Here is a 15,919-nt window from a genome sequence, read left to right on the forward strand (position 1 = left end):
CCATGCCCCTGCATTCTTCGGCGATGGCCGCCCCGCGTCACGACGAGGGCCGGATGACCCTGCTGGTTCCGGCGCTGATCGCGGCCGTCTTCGTCGGCTTCGTGCTGCTCGGACCCTACTTCTCCTACCGGGACGCGCCTACGGAGGGCGAAGGCAACGCCCTGCGCCAGGTCGTGTACCTGGCCCTGCTCGCCGGCTCGTTCCTGGCCGCCCGCAACCGGCCCGCCGACAAGGCGCCGCTCGCGGTCCCGCTCTCCCTCAAGTACCTCCTTCTGTGGTGCTGGCTGAGCCTGATCTGGTCCATCGAGCCTTCCATCGCGGTGCGCCGCCTCGTGCTCACCTGCGTGGTGATCTGGACCGTGTTCCTCATCGTGGACCGCCTGCGGTTCGACCGCACCGTGGCGGTCCTGCAGTGGGTCACCTCGGCCTTCCTGCTCGCCAACTTCGCCGCGGTGCTTCTCGCGCCCGATGTCGGCATCCACCAGATGGCCGATCCGTTCGACCCCGGCCTGGTCGGCGACTGGCGCGGCGTGCTCGTCCAGAAGAACTTCGCCGGCGCTGTATGCGCCATCGCTGTGCTGCTGTTCGTGCTCGGCGGCCAGGGCGTCAATCCGCTTTGGCGATGGCTGATGGTGGTCGGCAACCTCGTGTTCCTGTGGGGTACGAGCTCCAAGACATCCATGGCCATCCTCGGCGTCTCGCTCGTGGCGGGGTGGATCTTTCTCCGGCACGATCCGCGCTACCGGGGCTTCGCCATCCTCGCCCTCGCGGCGATCGCCACGACGATCGCCGTGCTCGTCCAGATCTACTGGGCCGAGATCACCGCGCCTTTCGACAACCAGGACGCGCTCACCGGGCGCGTGCAGATCTGGCCGGCCCTGTTCGCCTACGCGCAGGACCACTGGCTCTTCGGCGCCGGCTACGGCTCTTTCTGGAACGTCGGGGATGACTCGCCCATCTTCCGCTATGGCAAGGGCTGGGTCACCGAGCTCGGCAACGCCCATAGCGGCTACATGGACGTGCTGGTGCAGCTCGGCGTGATCGGGCTCGCGCTGACGGTCGCCGCCCTGCTCGTCATTCCGCTGCTCAGCGTCATCGCGAGCCCCCGCGTCGGCGGCCGCCGTGGCGCGCTGCTCGTCGCCCTGCTCGTGTTCTGCGCCGGCCACAACGGCACCGAGACGAGCCTCCTGGAGCGCGACGCCATCGTTCAGGTCTTCCTGATTTTCGCGATCGCCCTGATCGAGGCGGCCGACACCAGGGCGCCCGAGGAGCTCGAGGCGGAGGACTACGCCCGCTTGGAGCCGATGCTGCTGCCCCGCCGCAGGCAGCCGCGCGCCATCGCCCATTCCCCCAGGTCTTGAGAAGGAGAAATCAGCCGATGGTGCGGGTGACGATCGGGATCAAGGCGCTGAACGAAGAGCGCCGCATCGCCGACGCCATATCGAGTGCGTTGCGAGCGCTGGAGCCGTTCGACGGCGAAGTGATCCTGGCTGACAGCGGGTCGAGGGACCGCACGGTCGAGATCGCCCGCGCCATGCCGGTTCGCATCGTGCAGCTAGCGGACCAGAGCCAGCGCTGCTGCGGCGCAGGCGCGCAACTCGCCTTCCAACAGGCGAGGGGCGACTATTTCTACCTGCTCGACGGCGACATGGTCCTGAACCCGGCCTTTCTGCCGGCGGCCGTGGATTTCCTGGAGCGGAATCCCGAATTCGCCGGCGTCGCCGGCGCGGTCCGGGAAGTGCACACGGACAACGCCGAGTTCCAGATCCGGGCCCAGGCTGTCGCGGGCGGCGAGGGCTGGCGGGCCGGCCTCGTCGACCGGCTCGATTGCGGCGGCCTTTATCGGGTCTCGGCCATTCGCGAAGTGGGCTACTTCGCCGACCGCAATCTCCACGCCTTCGAGGAGTTCGACCTCGGGGCCCGGCTCCAGGCCCGGGGCTGGAAGCTGGCGCGCCTCGATGCGCCGGGGGTCGATCACTACGGCCACCAGCAGAGCGGCTACCGCCTGCTCTGGGCGCGGCTGCGCTCCGGTTATGCCGGGGCGGCGGGCGAGGTGCTCCGCGCGGCCCTCGGGCGCGAGCATCTCGGCATCGTGCTGAGGCGCCTGTCGCACGTGCGCAACGCCGTCGCGGTCGCCGCCTGGTGGATCGTCCTCGCGGCCCTCGCCCTCAATCCCTGGATGACGCCCGGCTCGCGCCTGCTCGCGCTGCTCGCCCTGCTCGCGGCGCCGATGGCGTTCCTCGCCTGGCGCCGGCGCTCGCTTCGCCTTGGCCTCTATTCCCTGGCCAGCTGGAACATCGGCGCCTTCGCCTTCTTTCAAGGACTCTTCCGCCGTCGCGCCCCACCCGAACAACCGCTCTCGCTGATCACCATCACCCCGAGCGACTGAGCGCCGCCGGGGAACGCCTTCGTTCTCCGGAGCCGCCCTTTCGCCCGACCACCCCAAGAACCGCCCCACCCCCCCCCCGGGTGCGGATCCGAGAGGTATCGCCTAGTGACTGACTTTGCCGAAGAGGTCTCCCCGATCCTCGACACGATTTCCGTTGGCGGCGTTCCGACTGTCCGACTCACCGGCCAGCAACTGGCTGACCTGATGGTCGAGGACTGCCACCGCGCGAGGCGCAGCCCGGGCACGCCGCCCAAGATCGTGGTGTCCTCAAACGGCGCGACCATCGCGCAGTTTCACAGCCAGCCGGCCTTTCGGAAGTCCCTGCTTCAGGCCGACGTGATCGATGCGGACGGCATGCCGCTGGTCATCGCCTCCCGGCTGTTCTGCTCGCGCCCCCTCCAGGAGCGCGTGGCGACGACGGACTTCATCCACACGGCGTCCGAGGCCGCGGTCGCCAATGGCCTGAAGTTCTATTTCCTCGGCGCCAAGCCCGGCGTGGCCGAGGAGGCCGCCCGAAGGCTGCGCCACAAGCACTGCGGCCTCAAGATCGTCGGGATTCGCGACGGATACTTCCGGGCGTCCGAGGAGAAGGGGATCTGCGAGGAGGTGCAGGACAGCGGCGCGGACGTCCTGTGGGTGGGACTCGGCAGCCCGCGCCAGGAACGTTTCGCGGTCGAGCACCGCGATGACCTGCGCGGGGTGGGCTGGATCCGCACCTGCGGCGGGCTGTTCGACCACACGGCGGGCGCCGTGCCCCGCGCGCCGCAGTGGATGCAGGACCATGGCCTCGAATGGCTGCACCGGGTTCGCATGGAGCCCCGGCGCCTGGCCTGGCGGTATCTCACCACCAACCCGGCCGCGGCCTTCCACCTCGTCACGAAGACGCACGACTGACACGTCGGCCAACTGGAGAGCGCATGCATTTGAAGCGGACGAAACGAACGCCCCCCTGGAGGCTGGCGCTGCTCGGCTTCCTGGCCGCGTCGACGGCCGCGTCGGCGCAATCCGCGCGCGAACTCTACCAGTGGAAGCCCGTCGCCATCGGCGGCGGAGGCTTCATCACCGGCTACGCCTCCGATCCCGCCGGCCGCACCCGCGTGGTGCGCACGGACGTCTACGGCGCCTACCTATGGGACGCAGACCAGGATCGTTGGGTCCAGCTCGTCACGGCCGCGACCATGCCGGAGGAGAATCGGCGCCAGAACGGCGTCGCCGAAGGCGTCTACGAAGTCGCGGTCGCGCCTTCGGATCCGAACCGCATCCTGATGGTCGCCAAGGGGCACGTGTACCGCTCGAACGACCGCGGCAAGAGCTTTGTTCGCGAGACGAGCGGGGAGGGGTTCCCCCTGGCGGTTGATCCGAACAGCGCCTTTCGCCTCTATGGCCCCTCCCTCGCGGTCAGCCCGTCCAGCCCGGATCTCGTCCTGCTGGGGACGCCGAAGAACGGCCTCTTGCGCTCTGACGACGGCGGGGTGACCTGGACGCAGGTCAAGGGGCTCGCAACGGCGCCCGGCCCGGCCGGCATGCCCATCCTGACTTGGTTCGAGCCCGCCCGGGCCGGCGCCGCCGCCCTGGCCTGGGCCATGCTCCCCGGCCAGGGGATGGTGGTTTCAAAGGATGGCGGCCGCAGCTTCGCCCCCCTTGTCGGGGCCGACAAGCCGCAGCCGAAGACCCTGAAGAACGGCCAGTTCGGCCCGGACGGCGCCTTCTGGGCCGTCGACCAGGAGACGCAAAGCGTCTGGCGTTTCGCCGCCGGCGCCTGGACGGATCTGTCCCAACGTCCTGGCATGAGCCGGGGCCGTTTCGCCACGGTGGCGGTGAACCCGCGCGGCGGGGAGGTCTACGTCTTCGACGAGGGCGGAAAGGCCCTGCGCTCGGCTGATGGCGGCGCAAGCTGGCGGGCCGTGGCGCACGCCTCCCAGGCGGGACCGAAAGACCCGCCCTGGCTGCGCGTCACCAACCAGTCCTATTTCGCGACCGGGCGCGTCCTCTTCGACCCCGCCCAGCCCAACCGCCTGATCAACGCCGCCGGGACCGGCGTCTATGTGGCCGACGCGGAGCCGAACGCGTCGCGGCTGACCTGGGTGAGCCAGACCCGCGGGATCGAGGAGCTCGTCGCCAACGATGTCGTCCAGGCTCCGGGGCAGGCTCCGGTCTTCGCAGCGTGGGACTTCGGCGCCCACGTCAAGGAGAACCTGGACGCCTTCTCCACCCGCTATGGCCCCAAGGAGCGGGTCCTGATCGCGGCCCAGCAGCTCGCCTGGAGCACGTCGAACCCGGCTTTCCTGGCCACCAACGCGTCCGACACCCGGATGAATTGCTGCTGGCAGGACGGCGACGCCGTCCTGGCCGGATACAGCCTCGACTTCGGCAAGACCTGGCGCAAGTTTCCGACCCTGCCCACGCCCCCCGGCACGAAGCCGGACGACCCCTGGCGCATGTCCTTCGGGTCCATCGCCGTGTCGGCCAACGACACGTCCAACCTGGTCTGGGAGCCCTCGTTCAACCGGGCGCCGTTCTACACCAAGGACCGGGGCGCGACCTGGGCGCAGGTGGTTCTGCCGGGCGGCAAGCCGCCGTTTACCGGCTCACACTCGCAGTACTACTTCCCCCGCAAGACCGTCACGGCGGACCGGGTCCTGCCGGGCGTGTTCTATTATTACCATTCCGGCATGGGCGAGAACGCCGCGCTGCGCGGCCTGTGGCGGACGCAGGATGGCGGGGCCTCCTGGTCCCGCGTCTTCGACCGCGAGATCGCGCCCGACAGCCAGTACAGCGCCAAGCTCCGCGCCGCTCCGGGCAAGGCGGGGCGCCTCTTCTTCACCTCGGGCACGTCGGAAGGCGCGGACCTGCGGCTGCGCCGCAGTGACGACGGGGGCGCGTCCTGGACCGCCCTGGATGGGGTGGAGCAGGTCGACGACATCGGCTTCGGCAAGCCCGCGCCGGGCTCGGACGAGCCCGCGATCTACATCTCCGGCCGGGTGCGCGGGCGTTACGGAATCTGGCGCTCCACGGACAACGCCGCCAGCTGGCGCAGCGTCGCCGGGTTCCCGCTGGGCACGCTCGACCAGGTCACGGTGATCGAGGGCGACAAGGACGTCTTCGGCAGGGTTTACGTCGGCTACAAGGGTTCGGGCTGGCTCTACGGACAGCCCTCGTCCTGCAACGAGGAGCCCCTCCGGCTCGGCGCCCGGTCCCAGTGCGTGGCGGCCGAGTAGGAGGCGCTCCCGGGCGCCGCCTCAGGGGGCTAGGGCAGCCGGGGAGACCCGCGCCATGCGCAGCTTCCTCACCCAGGCAGCGATCGGTTGCTCGAGCCAGCGCCAGCTCGCCATCGCCACGAGCAGGCTGACCCCGAAGGCCACTCCGCACTGGAGCGCAAGGCCCAGCGGGCCCTGCGCGGGCGCCCGCGCCATGAGCAAGGCCACGGCCCCCAGGATGAAGCTGTGCGTGAGGTACAGGCTGTAGGAGGTGTCGCCCAGCAGCCGCGAGAAGCGGGCGAACCAGCCGGTCCGTGGCGGCGCCTGGGTCACCAGTCCCGCCGCCGCCGTGCAGGCGAGCACCACCAGGAACCCGGCCCGCTCGTTCCAGTACGCGGTCAGGACCAGCGCGAGCGCGATGCAAGCCGCCGTCAGCCAGTCCGGGATCCGCGTGCTCAGCGTTTCGCCGATCGAGGCCCGCGCCAGCCCGAGCGCCACGCCCATGACGAAATAGAGCATGATGGGCCGCGTGAAGAAGACGGCGATGTCGTGGAAGGGGCCGGACGGAGCGTTCGCATCGACGACCGTGGCCCCCAGGCCGACAAGCAGCAGCAGCGCGGCGGTGATGAGCGCCAGCCCGACCTTCTGGGGGAAGCGCAGCCCGATGGCGAAGAGCGCGTAGAAGAAGAGCTCGTATTCCAGGGTCCAGCCCAGGGCGTAGACCGGCTGCAGCAGGCCCTCGCCGTTGGAATAGGGCACGAACAGGATGCTGCGCGCCAGGTCCCGGGTGGAAGGCAGGTCATGCGTGCCGCTGGTCGCGTAATGGAACGCGATCATGGCCGCCGTCGTCAGGTAGTAAAGCGGGGCGATGCGCAGGAACCGGCGCTTGAAGAAGCGTCCCGGCGCGCCCGGTTTCCCGAATTCGCCGATGGTCGTGTAGACCATGATCAGGCCGCTGATGACGAAGAACACCGCCACGCCCCGGTGGCCGAGGGACACCGCGTAGGAAAAATCCTGTTCCGGGTAAACGCCGCGGCGCACGAGCCGCTCGATCAGGTGATCCGCCACCACCATCCCGGCCGCGATGCCACGCAGGCATTGAAGGGCGAGGATGGTCTGACTGCTGGACGCCAACCGCAACGTGTCCCCTCCAGATAGCCGAGCCCCCCTGGTCGCAGAGCAAGTCTTCGCCTGCTCGGGGCTCGGCCGGACGGCCAACGAAGCGCTCAGCCGCAGCTTCGCTGAAACTCCGCCTGACCTGGAATGTTCCCGGCGCGCGCCTGCGCGTCGCGGGAGGAGATCCCGCGCTCGCTGCTTGCACGCCTGCCCCAAAACAGCCGCTGGGCGTGGCCGAAATGAGACGAACTCACGCTGAAGTCCGCGCTGCAGGCGTTTGATTCAGAACCATCGCGCGCCGCGCCGCGTTGTCGCCCGCATTGACCCCTTTATGGTGCTGCGCGCGCGAAGGCCGTTGGAGACTGTTGCTGCATGGATGAGATCAACGTTCGGGAAGCTCTCGAACAGCACACGAAAATCATCCTGGACCTGGCCAAGCGGGTCAACAACCTGCACATCCTGACCGAGGCGCAGCGGCGGCTGATCTGGTTTTTGTACGACCATCTGAACCCGCATCCGAAGCACCTGATGAACATGACGATCCGCCAGATCATCGACGCCAAGTTCGACTACGGCATGGATCCCAAGGTGGCCGAGCGTTTCAGGGAGGAGCTCGAATACCTCGCCAACACCGATTTGCGCGATCCGACCCTGCTGCTTCGGCTGACCGCCAGCGAGGAGGCGAGCCGCAAGGCTGAACCGCTGCCGTCGGAGGACGCCGAGCCGGAGCCGACGAAAGGCGCCGCCGCCGCCGCCTCGGCCTGACCGCGGCTTCGTGTCGCGCCAAAACCGTAGGTTGTTAATTCCCGATTTGCGACTCGCTCATACCGTGATTCACGGCTGGGACGCCGCCTCGTTGGCGGCCGGCCGATGAATGCGCTGGGGGGCGTGGATGGACGGGACCGGGGCGTCGGAACTGGGCGCCTGCATCAAGGCGTGCCGAAGGGCGTTTTGCGCTGTCGGCCTCTTCACGGCGCTGATCAACGTGCTGTCGTTGACCGGCTCGCTGTTCATGCTGGCCGTGTACGACTACGCCATTCCCAGCCAGAGCGGCCCGACCCTGGCCGGCCTGCTGGTGTTCGCCGCCACGATGTACGCCTTCCATGGAGCGCTCGAGGCGATCCGGACCCGGGTGGTCAGCCGCATCGGAGCCTCCGTGGCCCAGACACTGTCCGGACGCGTGTTTCGGCTGGCCGTCGCTTCGCCGCTGAAGAACGCCCGCCGCGACGCGGTCCAGCCTGTGCGGGAACTCGAGTCCATCCGGGCCTTCCTGACAGGCGCGGCTCCGGCGGCGCTGCTCGATCTGCCCTGGGCGCCCTTGTACCTGGTCGTCTGTTTCCTGTTCCACCCGCTGATCGGCTTCGCCGCGCTGGGCGGCGCCGTCCTGATGATGGGCCTTACGTTTTGCAGCGAGGTCCTGACGCGGGCGCCCCAGCGCGATCTCGTCGGCTTGTCGTCAGCCCGACAGCGCGCGCTCGAGGGCGGGGTCCGCAACGCGGAGGCGCTCGCCTCCATGGGAATGACGTCCGCCGCGGCGAGCCGCTGGCGCACGGTGGACGACGCGCACCTGGCGCGCTCCGTGCGCTTGTCGGACGTCGCCGGCGGTTTGGGCGCCTTGGCCAAGGTCGCCCGCATGGCCCTGCAATCGGCCGTCCTGGCCATCGGGGCAGCGCTCGTGATTCGCCAGGAGGCGTCCGGCGGCGTCATGATCGCGAGCTCCATCCTGTCCGCGCGCGCGCTCGCGCCTGTCGACGCCGCCATCGCGAACTGGAAATCCTTCGTGCAGGGCCGGCAAAGCTGGCGACGGCTGTCCGAGCTTCTGAAGGCGGAGCCGGAGGACAGCGGGGCCATTGCCTTCGCGACTCCCTCGTCCTCGCTGCAGGCCCAGGATCTGGTCCTCGCGCCGCCGGCTGGGGGGCGCCCCGTGGTGCAGGGCGTTTCCTTCGTCCTGTCGGCAGGCTCCGCCGTTGGGGTGATCGGGCCCAGCGGCTCGGGCAAGTCCTCCCTGGCGCGTGGCCTGGTCGGCCTGTGGAGGCCGGCCCGGGGCTCCGTACGCCTCGACGGCGTCAGCCTGGACCAGTGGGCGCCAGACGCCCTGGGTCGCCACGTCGGATACCTGCCCCAGGGCGTGGAGCTGCTGGAAGGATCCGTCTACGACAACATCGCCCGTCTTGATCCCAAGGCGAGGCCTGAAGACGTCATCGACGCCGCTCGCAAGGCCGGCGCGCACGAGATGATCCTGCGCCTGCCGGACGGCTATCGCACCCGGATCGGCGAGTTCGGCGAAGGGCTGTCCGCTGGCCAGCGCCAGCGGGTCGCCCTGGCGCGGGCGCTCTACGGCGATCCCTTCCTGGTCGTGCTGGACGAGCCCAACGCCAACCTCGACGCGGAGGGCGAGGCCGCGCTCACGCGCGCCATCGAGGACGTGCGCGCTCGCGGCGGCCTGGTCGTGGTGATCGCCCATCGCGCCGAGGCGCTGGCGGCTGTCGACAAGCTGCTCGTGCTGAACAACGGCGTCGCCTGCGCCTTCGGCGACAAATCCGACGTGCTCCGGCAAACCGGGGTGGCCACCGCCCGGGAGCGTCGGGCCGCCCTGGCCGGTCAAGGAGCCTGATCCGTGAGCCTCAAACCCCTCCCGCCCGATCCTCGCTGGGCGGCGGTCGCCGCCACTCTGAACGCTCGCGGCCGTGTGCGGCTCAGGATGTCATCGCCCTCCAGGAGGCGCTCGCCCCCGAAGGCGCAGCCGCCTGTGGCGGAGCGCATGCAGGCTCTTCCGGCCTACAAGGCGCTCGGCCGCAACATGCGCGCTGGCCTGCTCGCGAGCGCCATGCTGGTGCTCGGCGCGGGCGGGCTCACGGCGTTCACGCCCATCACGGGGGCCGTGATCGCCCAGGGCGCTCTCGTCGTGGAATCCAGTCCGAAGAAGGTCCAGCACCCCCAGGGCGGAGTCGTGCAGGAAATCCGCGTCAAGGAAGGCGACCACGTCCAGGCAGGCGATGTCCTGCTCCGGCTTGACGAAACCGTGGCCCGGGCGAGCCTGGCGGTGGTGTCCAACAGCCTCGACCAGGATCGCGCCAAGGCGGCCCGGATGGCGGCCGAACTCGCCGGCATGCCCCTGAGTTTCCCGGCCGATCTGCTCCATCGCGCCAAGGCGGAGCCGGACATCGCGGAACTCTTGGCGGGCGAGGCCAAGCTCTACGCGGCGAGGGCTGTCGCCCGTGAGGGCGAACGCAAGCAGCTGCGTGAGCGGATCGCCCAGGCCGGGCAGGAAATCGCCGGCTACGAGTCACAGGAGGCGGCCAAGGCGCGTGAAAGCGCCCTGATCAGCAAGGAGCTCGACGGTGTCCGCGAGCTCTACGCCAAGAAGCTTGTCTCCATCGGTCGCGTGAACCAGCTCGAGCGCGACGCGGCCCGCCTGGAGGGCGACCGCGGGCAGCTCCGTTCCGCCATGGCGCGCACCAAGGGCCAGATCGCCGAGACGGAGATCCAGATCCTCCAGATCGACCAGAAACTCAAAGGCGAGGTGGCGGCGCAATTGCGCGAGACGCAGGCGAAGATCGCCGAAGAAGGCGAGCGTCAGGTCGCCGCCAAGGACACCCTGAACCGGATCGAGATGCGCGCGCCCCAGAGCGGCGTCGTGAACCAGATGACGGTCCACACGGTCGGCGGGGTCGTCCAGCCGAACGAAACCGTGATGATGATCGTCCCGGAGCGCGAGACCCTCGTCGCCGAGGTGAAGGTCCGGCCCAACGAGGCGAGCCACGTCTACGAGGGCCAGCCCGCGTCGGTCCTGCTGACGGGCCTCGATCGCAACGTGACCCCGCGGCTGAACGGGACCGTGCGGTTCGTCGGTTCGGACGCGGTGGTCGACCCCAGGCAGGGCGCCAGCTATTTCGTGGCGCGCATTGGCTTCCCGGATTCGGAGCGCGCGCGTTTGGCCGAGGACGTGAAGATTGGGGCCGGAATGCCGGTGGAGACCTTCCTGGCGACCGGCGATCGCACCCTGTTGTCGTACCTGGTCAAGCCCATCGCCGACCAGATGCGCCGCGCGTTCCGCTAGGACGCGGTGCGCGGCGCTGAGCGCCGGCGTTGCGAAGTCGAGGTTTGAGGGCGAGGCGGGAAGCCTCGCCCTCTTTGCGTTCAGAGGTGCCAGATGGCGTCGGCTGAATGATTCCCGGCGACGTCGATGGCCTGGATATGCAGGTAGTCGCCCTGCAGGGACCCGCTGAGCGCCAGGGACTTGGATGACGACGAAAGCGAGCCCGACTTCAGCGCGCCGCTGGGCGGGGCGCTCTCGCTCGAGGCGTTGTGGTCCACCCAGTACACGTACTTGCTCAGTCCTGAGCCGCCCGTGTTGTCCGACCCGCTGAAGCTGATCTGGAAGGTCCCGTGCCAGAGGGTCTCGCTGAGGATCTTCACCGTCGGGGCGATGCTGTCCACCGTCAGGGCGGCGCCTGCCGAAACGGCGCTGCTGGCGTTGCCCGCCGCGTCCAGGGCGGACACCGTGAAGCTGTGCTTGCCGTCGGCCAGGTCCTGCGCCGCGAAGATCCACTTGCCGGATGATCCGAGCGTGGCGTCGCCCAGATAGGCGCCGTTGTCGAACACCTTCACCCCGCACACGCCCGAGGTGGCGTCGCTGGCCCCGACCGTGATGGTCGTGGAGTGACCGGTGGTGAGGCCGGAGACGGACTCGGCCACCGACACGATCTTGGGCGCCACGGTGTCCAGCGTGTACTGCACGGCCGCGCTCTGCCCCGTCCCCGCCGCGTTGGCGTCCGTGGCGGTGACCTGGTGAAGGCCCTGCGCGTTAAGGAGGTTCACGCTGGCGCTCCAGTGGCCGTCGCTGCCGACTACGGCGGTCCCGATCTGGGTTGTGCCGTCGAGGATGCGGACAGTCGAGCCCACATTGGCGAGGTCGACGTCGCCGGCCACCGTGGTGGCGAGGGAGTTCACGATCCCGCCGGACGAGGTGATGGTCACCTGCGGAACCGTGGGGGCGGGCGCGGGCACGCCCGGCGTGTAGTCGACCGCGAATGTGTTGATGGAGAGCGAGCCCGAGCCCTGCTGGACCTCGGCCCCGATCCCAAGCCCGTTGAAGTACTCCGAGCCGGTCAGCACATGCTGGGCGACCAGATAGTCGAGCATGCCTTTGATATCCAGGGTCCCGGACAGCACGTCGGGCGTGTCGGTCGGCATGAAGATCAGATCGGGCGTGCCTGCCCCGCCCGTCGTGGAGGCGACCTTCCAGGTGTGGCCGGATCCCGTGTATGTCCCGATCGTCGTCATGCCCCCATAGTTGACCCAGTCGGACGAATACTGGGGCGTGTGGAGGAAGATCTCGACCTCGTAGAGGTTGGTGGTGTTGTCGCCCGCCTTCCCGGTCAGGAACATGTCCGTGATGACGTCATACTTCGACCCGTCGCCCCCGAGCGTCAGGTCGAAAGTCTGCGACAGCGAGGCGATGGCGTTGACCTGGCTCGACGCGATCGGCGTCTGCGGGACGGTCCAGTCGTAGTTCCCGAAGTCGACGGCGTTGAAGCAGTACACGCCGCTGGGGGCCGGCGTAGCTGGCCAGCTCCAGGACATTTGTACAGAATTCGGGAACAGATCTGGATACAGTGTTAGGGAATCTGTGTAGTCGACGCCCTGGACAAGCGACCCGGCTCCCCAGGGAGACAGATATGCGAGGTAAGAGCCAAGCGTCCAGTTCGTATTTTCATGGATAGTTATAGGCGTGGTTGCCACGATGACCTCCGGCGATGTGATATCACCGTAGGGAAGGGCCCTTTCCGAAAGCTTTATACGGTCGATAATGATCGTCGATTCAGCGGCCGATAAGGCGAAGCAGCCGCCGCCGCGCCTCACCGCGGAGGCCTGCAACAAGAAAGGGCGCTCCGGTCCTGAACCGAAGCGCCCCGTCGACCCATGCAGAGGCCCGGGCGGAGTCGCCGGCTCACGCCCGGCGATGAACCGCCAGCGGACGCTTCATTTCAAAGGCACCATGGCGCCTGCCCCGCCATCACGCGTGGGTGACCGCAAGGAGGATGGGCAGGTCTTGCGGCAGCAGAGCGCCTGGCCTACGAGCGTCTCATGAGTTCGGGACGTCTACCCTGAATTGAACCTGATAGACCCCCGTGGAGCTAGAAGCGCCCTCATAGCCCTTCATTGTCGTGAGATGCCCCACGCCGTGGGCTCCGGCCAGCGCTCCAGTGCCGGAAACGACCTTGTAGTCTGCGCTGTAATCCAAGCCGTCCTGCACCAACGTGAACTCGGAGCTGACGGTCGATCCGTCCTCGAATGTATACGTACACGTCCCCGCATACTGGCCATTTGGGAGCTTCCGAATGGCGTGATCCTTCTGGACAAGTCGCCCGCCGTCGCCGAGGGCGATGCCGACCAAGTGCTCTGCGCCTCGTTGGTCGCTAGAGGGATAAAGGTCGATCATGCGAAACGTGAGCACACGCTCGCCGGCCCAGCAGGAGCTGGACACCGCACAGCAAGCAAGTAGGGCGAGTGGAGATGGTCTCATCTTACCCTCCCATAGAGGGTTGACCAGAGCTCCTAGCTTACCATGTCGGGGAGCCGCTCGATTGAGCCGTGTGGACTAGCTCTAGCCTTTGTGTGCGGAAACGCTCAGCTATCGGTGTGCTGCGGCAGCGAGCGACCCCGAACGACACGTCACTTAGACGTCGAGGTTCGCCACGCTCAGCGCATTGGTCTGGATGAAGTCGCGGCGCGGCTCCACCACATCGCCCATGAGCTTCGTGAAGATGTCGTCCGCGTCGGCGACCTCCTTCACGCGCACCTGCAGCAGCGAGCGGATGGAGCGGTCGAGCGTGGTTTCCCACAGCTGCTCAGGGTTCATCTCGCCCAGGCCCTTGTAGCGCTGCAGCGTGAGACCCTTGCGGCCAACCGCGATCATGGCGTCGAACAGCGCCACGGCTCCGGCGACCTGGTTCTCGTCGCCGCGGCGAACGAGGACGGCCGGCTCCCGGAACACCTCCCGCAGGGGGGCGGCGTGCTCCTCGAGCTTGCGGGCGTCCGCAGAGGCCAGGAGTTGCGCGTCCAGCACCGCGGTCTGCTTCACGCCGCGGATGGTCCGCTCCAGCACGTAACCGCCAGCCTCCACGCGGCCGCTCCAGCCCCGCTCGATCTCGTCGGCGACCACGTCCAGCCGCTGCGCGATCTCGACGGCCTGGGCCGCGGCCGCGGCCTCGTCGTCGATCGGGTGCAGCGCGCCGGCGAGCGCCGCCTGCTCCACGACGGCGCGGTCGTAGCGGGTGTGCAGCCCGTTCAGGAGGTTGCGGACGATTCGGGCCTCCTCGACCAGGGTCTTCAGGTCGCGGCCGATGCGCTCTTCGCCGTTGCCGACCCGCAGCAGCGCGCCGTCGACGCCCTGCTCGATCAGGTAGTCCTCCAGCGCGCGCTCGTCCTTCAGGTATTGCTGCGACTTGCCGCGCGTGACTTTGTAGAGCGGCGGCTGGGCGATGTAGATATGCCCGCGCTCGATCAGTTCCGGCATCTGCCGGAAGAAGAAGGTCAGCAGGAGGGTTCGGATGTGGCTGCCGTCCACGTCCGCGTCCGTCATGATGATGATCTTGTGATAGCGCAGCTTATCGGCGTTGAACTCTTCCTTGCCGATGCCCGTGCCCAGCGCCGTGATCAGCGTGCCGATCTCCTGGCTGGACAACATCTTGTCGAAGCGCGCCCGCTCCACGTTCAGGATCTTGCCGCGGAGGGGCAGCACGGCCTGGAACTCGCGGTTGCGGCCCTGCTTGGCGGAGCCGCCGGCCGAGTCGCCCTCGACGATGAACAGTTCCGCGTTGGCGGGGTCGCGCTCCTGGCAGTCGGCCAGCTTGCCGGGCAGGGACGCGATGTCCAGGGCGCCCTTGCGGCGCGTCAACTCGCGCGCGCGCCGGGCCGCCTCGCGAGCGGCCGCCGCCTCCACCACCTTGCCGACGATGGACTTCGCCTCGTTGGGATGCTCCTCGAACCAGATCGCCAGCGCCTCGTTCAGGCAGTTCTCGACGACAGGGCGAACCTCCGACGAGACCAGCTTGTCCTTGGTCTGCGACGAGAACTTCGGGTCCGGCACCTTCACGGACAGGACAGCCGTCAGGCCCTCGCGGCAATCGTCCCCCGTGAGGCCGACCTTCTCCTTCTTGGTCAGGCCGGAGCTGTCGCCGTAGCTCGTCACCTGGCGGGTGAGCGCCGCCCGGAAGCCGGCCAGATGGGTGCCGCCGTCACGCTGCGGGATGTTGTTGGTGAAGCACAGCACGTTTTCGTGGTAGCTGTCGTTCCACCACAGCGCGGCCTCGACCGTGATGCCGTCGCGCTCGGCCTTGACCATCAGGGGCGCGCCGATGAGCGGCGTCTTGGCCCGGTCGAGGTAGCGCACGAAGGCCTCGAGGCCGCCCTCGTACAGCATTTCCTCCTGCTTCACCTCGGCATGCCGGGCGTCGGTGAGGAGGATGCGCACGCCGGAATTGAGGAAGGCCAGTTCGCGCAACCGGTGCTCGAGGGTGGCGTAGTCGAACTCCGTCATCGTGAAGGTCTGGGGCGAGGGCAGGAAGGTCACTTCCGTCCCGCGCTTGTCCGACGGGCCGACCACGCGCAGCGGCGCGTCCGCGTCGCCGTGCGTGAAGCTCATCTCGTGCTCGTGGCCGCTGCGGAAGATGCGCAGCTTCAGATAGGTCGAGAGCGCGTTCACCACGGACACGCCCACGCCATGGAGGCCGCCCGAAACCTTGTAGGAGTTCTGGTCGAACTTACCGCCCGCATGCAGCTGGGTCATGATGACCTCGGCCGCCGAAACCCCCTCCTCGGGATGGATGTCGGTCGGGATGCCGCGGCCGTTGTCCGTGACCGTGCAGGACCCGTCGGGGTTCAGCGTCACCGTGACGATGTCGGCGTGGCCGGCCAGCGCCTCGTCGATGGCGTTGTCGACCACCTCGTACACCATGTGGTGCAGGCCCGAGCCGTCGTCCGTATCGCCGATATACATGCCGGGGCGCTTGCGGACGGCGTCCAGTCCCTTCAGGACCTTGATGGATTCCGCGCCATACGCATTTTCCGGCTCTTCCCGGCGAGCTGCTTCCGCCATGTCGCTGAATGTCCTCGAACGCTATGATTCGCCTGCCGAAATATAGACCGTCAGGGCTTCCGCCGCACGGCCCGGGCAGGCGTTCAGATCCTCGCTCCACGGCGCAATGCGCCG

At 68.4% G+C, this 15,919-nt stretch carries 10 protein-coding genes; 7 read left to right on the forward strand and 3 right to left on the reverse strand.

Translation table 11 applies throughout. From position 1 onward, the window contains the following. Positions 1-2: 2 nt before the first annotated feature. From SLNSH_RS16475 to SLNSH_RS16490, 4 genes are all read left to right on the forward strand, one after another. Positions 3-1,361: an O-antigen ligase family protein gene (locus tag SLNSH_RS16475; protein WP_106338107.1), complete on the forward strand. Its 1,359-nt coding sequence runs from the start codon at positions 3-5 to the stop codon at positions 1,359-1,361. Positions 1,362-1,378: 17 nt separating this feature from the next. After that, positions 1,379-2,389 carry a glycosyltransferase family 2 protein gene (locus tag SLNSH_RS16480; RefSeq protein ID WP_245422384.1) on the forward strand — a complete coding sequence of 337 codons (1,011 nt, stop codon included), beginning with the start codon at positions 1,379-1,381 and terminating at the stop codon, positions 2,387-2,389. Positions 2,390-2,494: 105 nt separating this feature from the next. Then, a complete protein-coding gene (locus tag SLNSH_RS16485) occupies positions 2,495-3,283 on the forward strand; it encodes a WecB/TagA/CpsF family glycosyltransferase (protein ID WP_245422385.1) in 789 nt (262 codons plus the stop codon). A 23-nt stretch (positions 3,284-3,306) separates the two neighbouring features. Then, positions 3,307-5,607, forward strand: a complete 2,301-nt coding sequence (locus SLNSH_RS16490; RefSeq protein WP_210202526.1) for a WD40/YVTN/BNR-like repeat-containing protein — start codon at positions 3,307-3,309, stop codon at positions 5,605-5,607. 21 nt (positions 5,608-5,628) lie between these two features. Here the strand turns inward: SLNSH_RS16490 and SLNSH_RS16495 are convergent, their stop codons facing one another. Then, a complete protein-coding gene (locus tag SLNSH_RS16495; protein WP_106338108.1) occupies positions 5,629-6,720 on the reverse strand; it encodes an acyltransferase family protein in 1,092 nt (363 codons plus the stop codon). Between the two features lie 354 nt (positions 6,721-7,074). On the opposite strand from SLNSH_RS16495, the gene SLNSH_RS16500 reads away from it, so the two are divergent. The 3 genes from SLNSH_RS16500 (at position 7,075) to SLNSH_RS16510 (ending at position 10,762) form a co-directional block, all read left to right on the forward strand. Next, positions 7,075-7,467 carry a hypothetical protein gene (locus tag SLNSH_RS16500; protein WP_106338109.1) on the forward strand — a complete coding sequence of 131 codons (393 nt, stop codon included), beginning with the start codon at positions 7,075-7,077 and terminating at the stop codon, positions 7,465-7,467. Positions 7,468-7,594: 127 nt separating this feature from the next. After that, on the forward strand, positions 7,595-9,316 hold the full coding sequence (locus tag SLNSH_RS16505; protein ID WP_245422386.1) for a type I secretion system permease/ATPase: 1,722 nt from the start codon (positions 7,595-7,597) through the stop codon (positions 9,314-9,316). A 147-nt stretch (positions 9,317-9,463) separates the two neighbouring features. After that, a complete protein-coding gene (locus SLNSH_RS16510) occupies positions 9,464-10,762 on the forward strand; it encodes an HlyD family type I secretion periplasmic adaptor subunit (protein ID WP_106338164.1) in 1,299 nt (432 codons plus the stop codon). Between the two features lie 80 nt (positions 10,763-10,842). Here SLNSH_RS16510 and SLNSH_RS16515 read toward each other — a convergent pair whose 3' ends face one another. Together SLNSH_RS16515 and gyrB are read right to left on the reverse strand one after the other, a co-directional pair. After that, positions 10,843-12,288: an Ig-like domain-containing protein gene (locus SLNSH_RS16515; RefSeq protein ID WP_146140289.1), complete on the reverse strand. Its 1,446-nt coding sequence runs from the start codon at positions 12,286-12,288 to the stop codon at positions 10,843-10,845. A gap of 1,096 nt (positions 12,289-13,384) precedes the next feature. Then, positions 13,385-15,805 carry a DNA topoisomerase (ATP-hydrolyzing) subunit B gene (gyrB, locus tag SLNSH_RS16525; RefSeq protein WP_106338113.1) on the reverse strand — a complete coding sequence of 807 codons (2,421 nt, stop codon included), beginning with the start codon at positions 15,803-15,805 and terminating at the stop codon, positions 13,385-13,387. Positions 15,806-15,919: the final 114 nt, after the last annotated feature.

The sequence above is a fragment of the Alsobacter soli genome (genome assembly GCF_003004785.1).
Classification (GTDB): domain Bacteria; phylum Pseudomonadota; class Alphaproteobacteria; order Rhizobiales; family Beijerinckiaceae; genus Alsobacter; species Alsobacter soli.

Excerpts from the sequence above, each read along its gene's own strand:
- SLNSH_RS16475 (WP_106338107.1), top strand. The coding sequence starts at position 3 with ATGCCCCTGCATTCTTCGGCGATGGCCGCCCCGCGTCACGACGAGGGC.
- SLNSH_RS16510 (WP_106338164.1), top strand. The coding sequence starts at position 9,464 with ATGCAGGCTCTTCCGGCCTACAAGGCGCTCGGCCGCAACATGCGCGCT.
- SLNSH_RS16490 (WP_210202526.1), top strand. The coding sequence starts at position 3,307 with ATGCATTTGAAGCGGACGAAACGAACGCCCCCCTGGAGGCTGGCGCTG.
- SLNSH_RS16480 (WP_245422384.1), top strand. The coding sequence starts at position 1,379 with ATGGTGCGGGTGACGATCGGGATCAAGGCGCTGAACGAAGAGCGCCGC.
- SLNSH_RS16500 (WP_106338109.1), top strand. The coding sequence starts at position 7,075 with ATGGATGAGATCAACGTTCGGGAAGCTCTCGAACAGCACACGAAAATC.
- gyrB (WP_106338113.1), bottom strand. The coding sequence starts at position 15,805 with ATGGCGGAAGCAGCTCGCCGGGAAGAGCCGGAAAATGCGTATGGCGCG.
- SLNSH_RS16505 (WP_245422386.1), top strand. The coding sequence starts at position 7,595 with ATGGACGGGACCGGGGCGTCGGAACTGGGCGCCTGCATCAAGGCGTGC.
- SLNSH_RS16515 (WP_146140289.1), bottom strand. The coding sequence starts at position 12,288 with ATGTCCTGGAGCTGGCCAGCTACGCCGGCCCCCAGCGGCGTGTACTGC.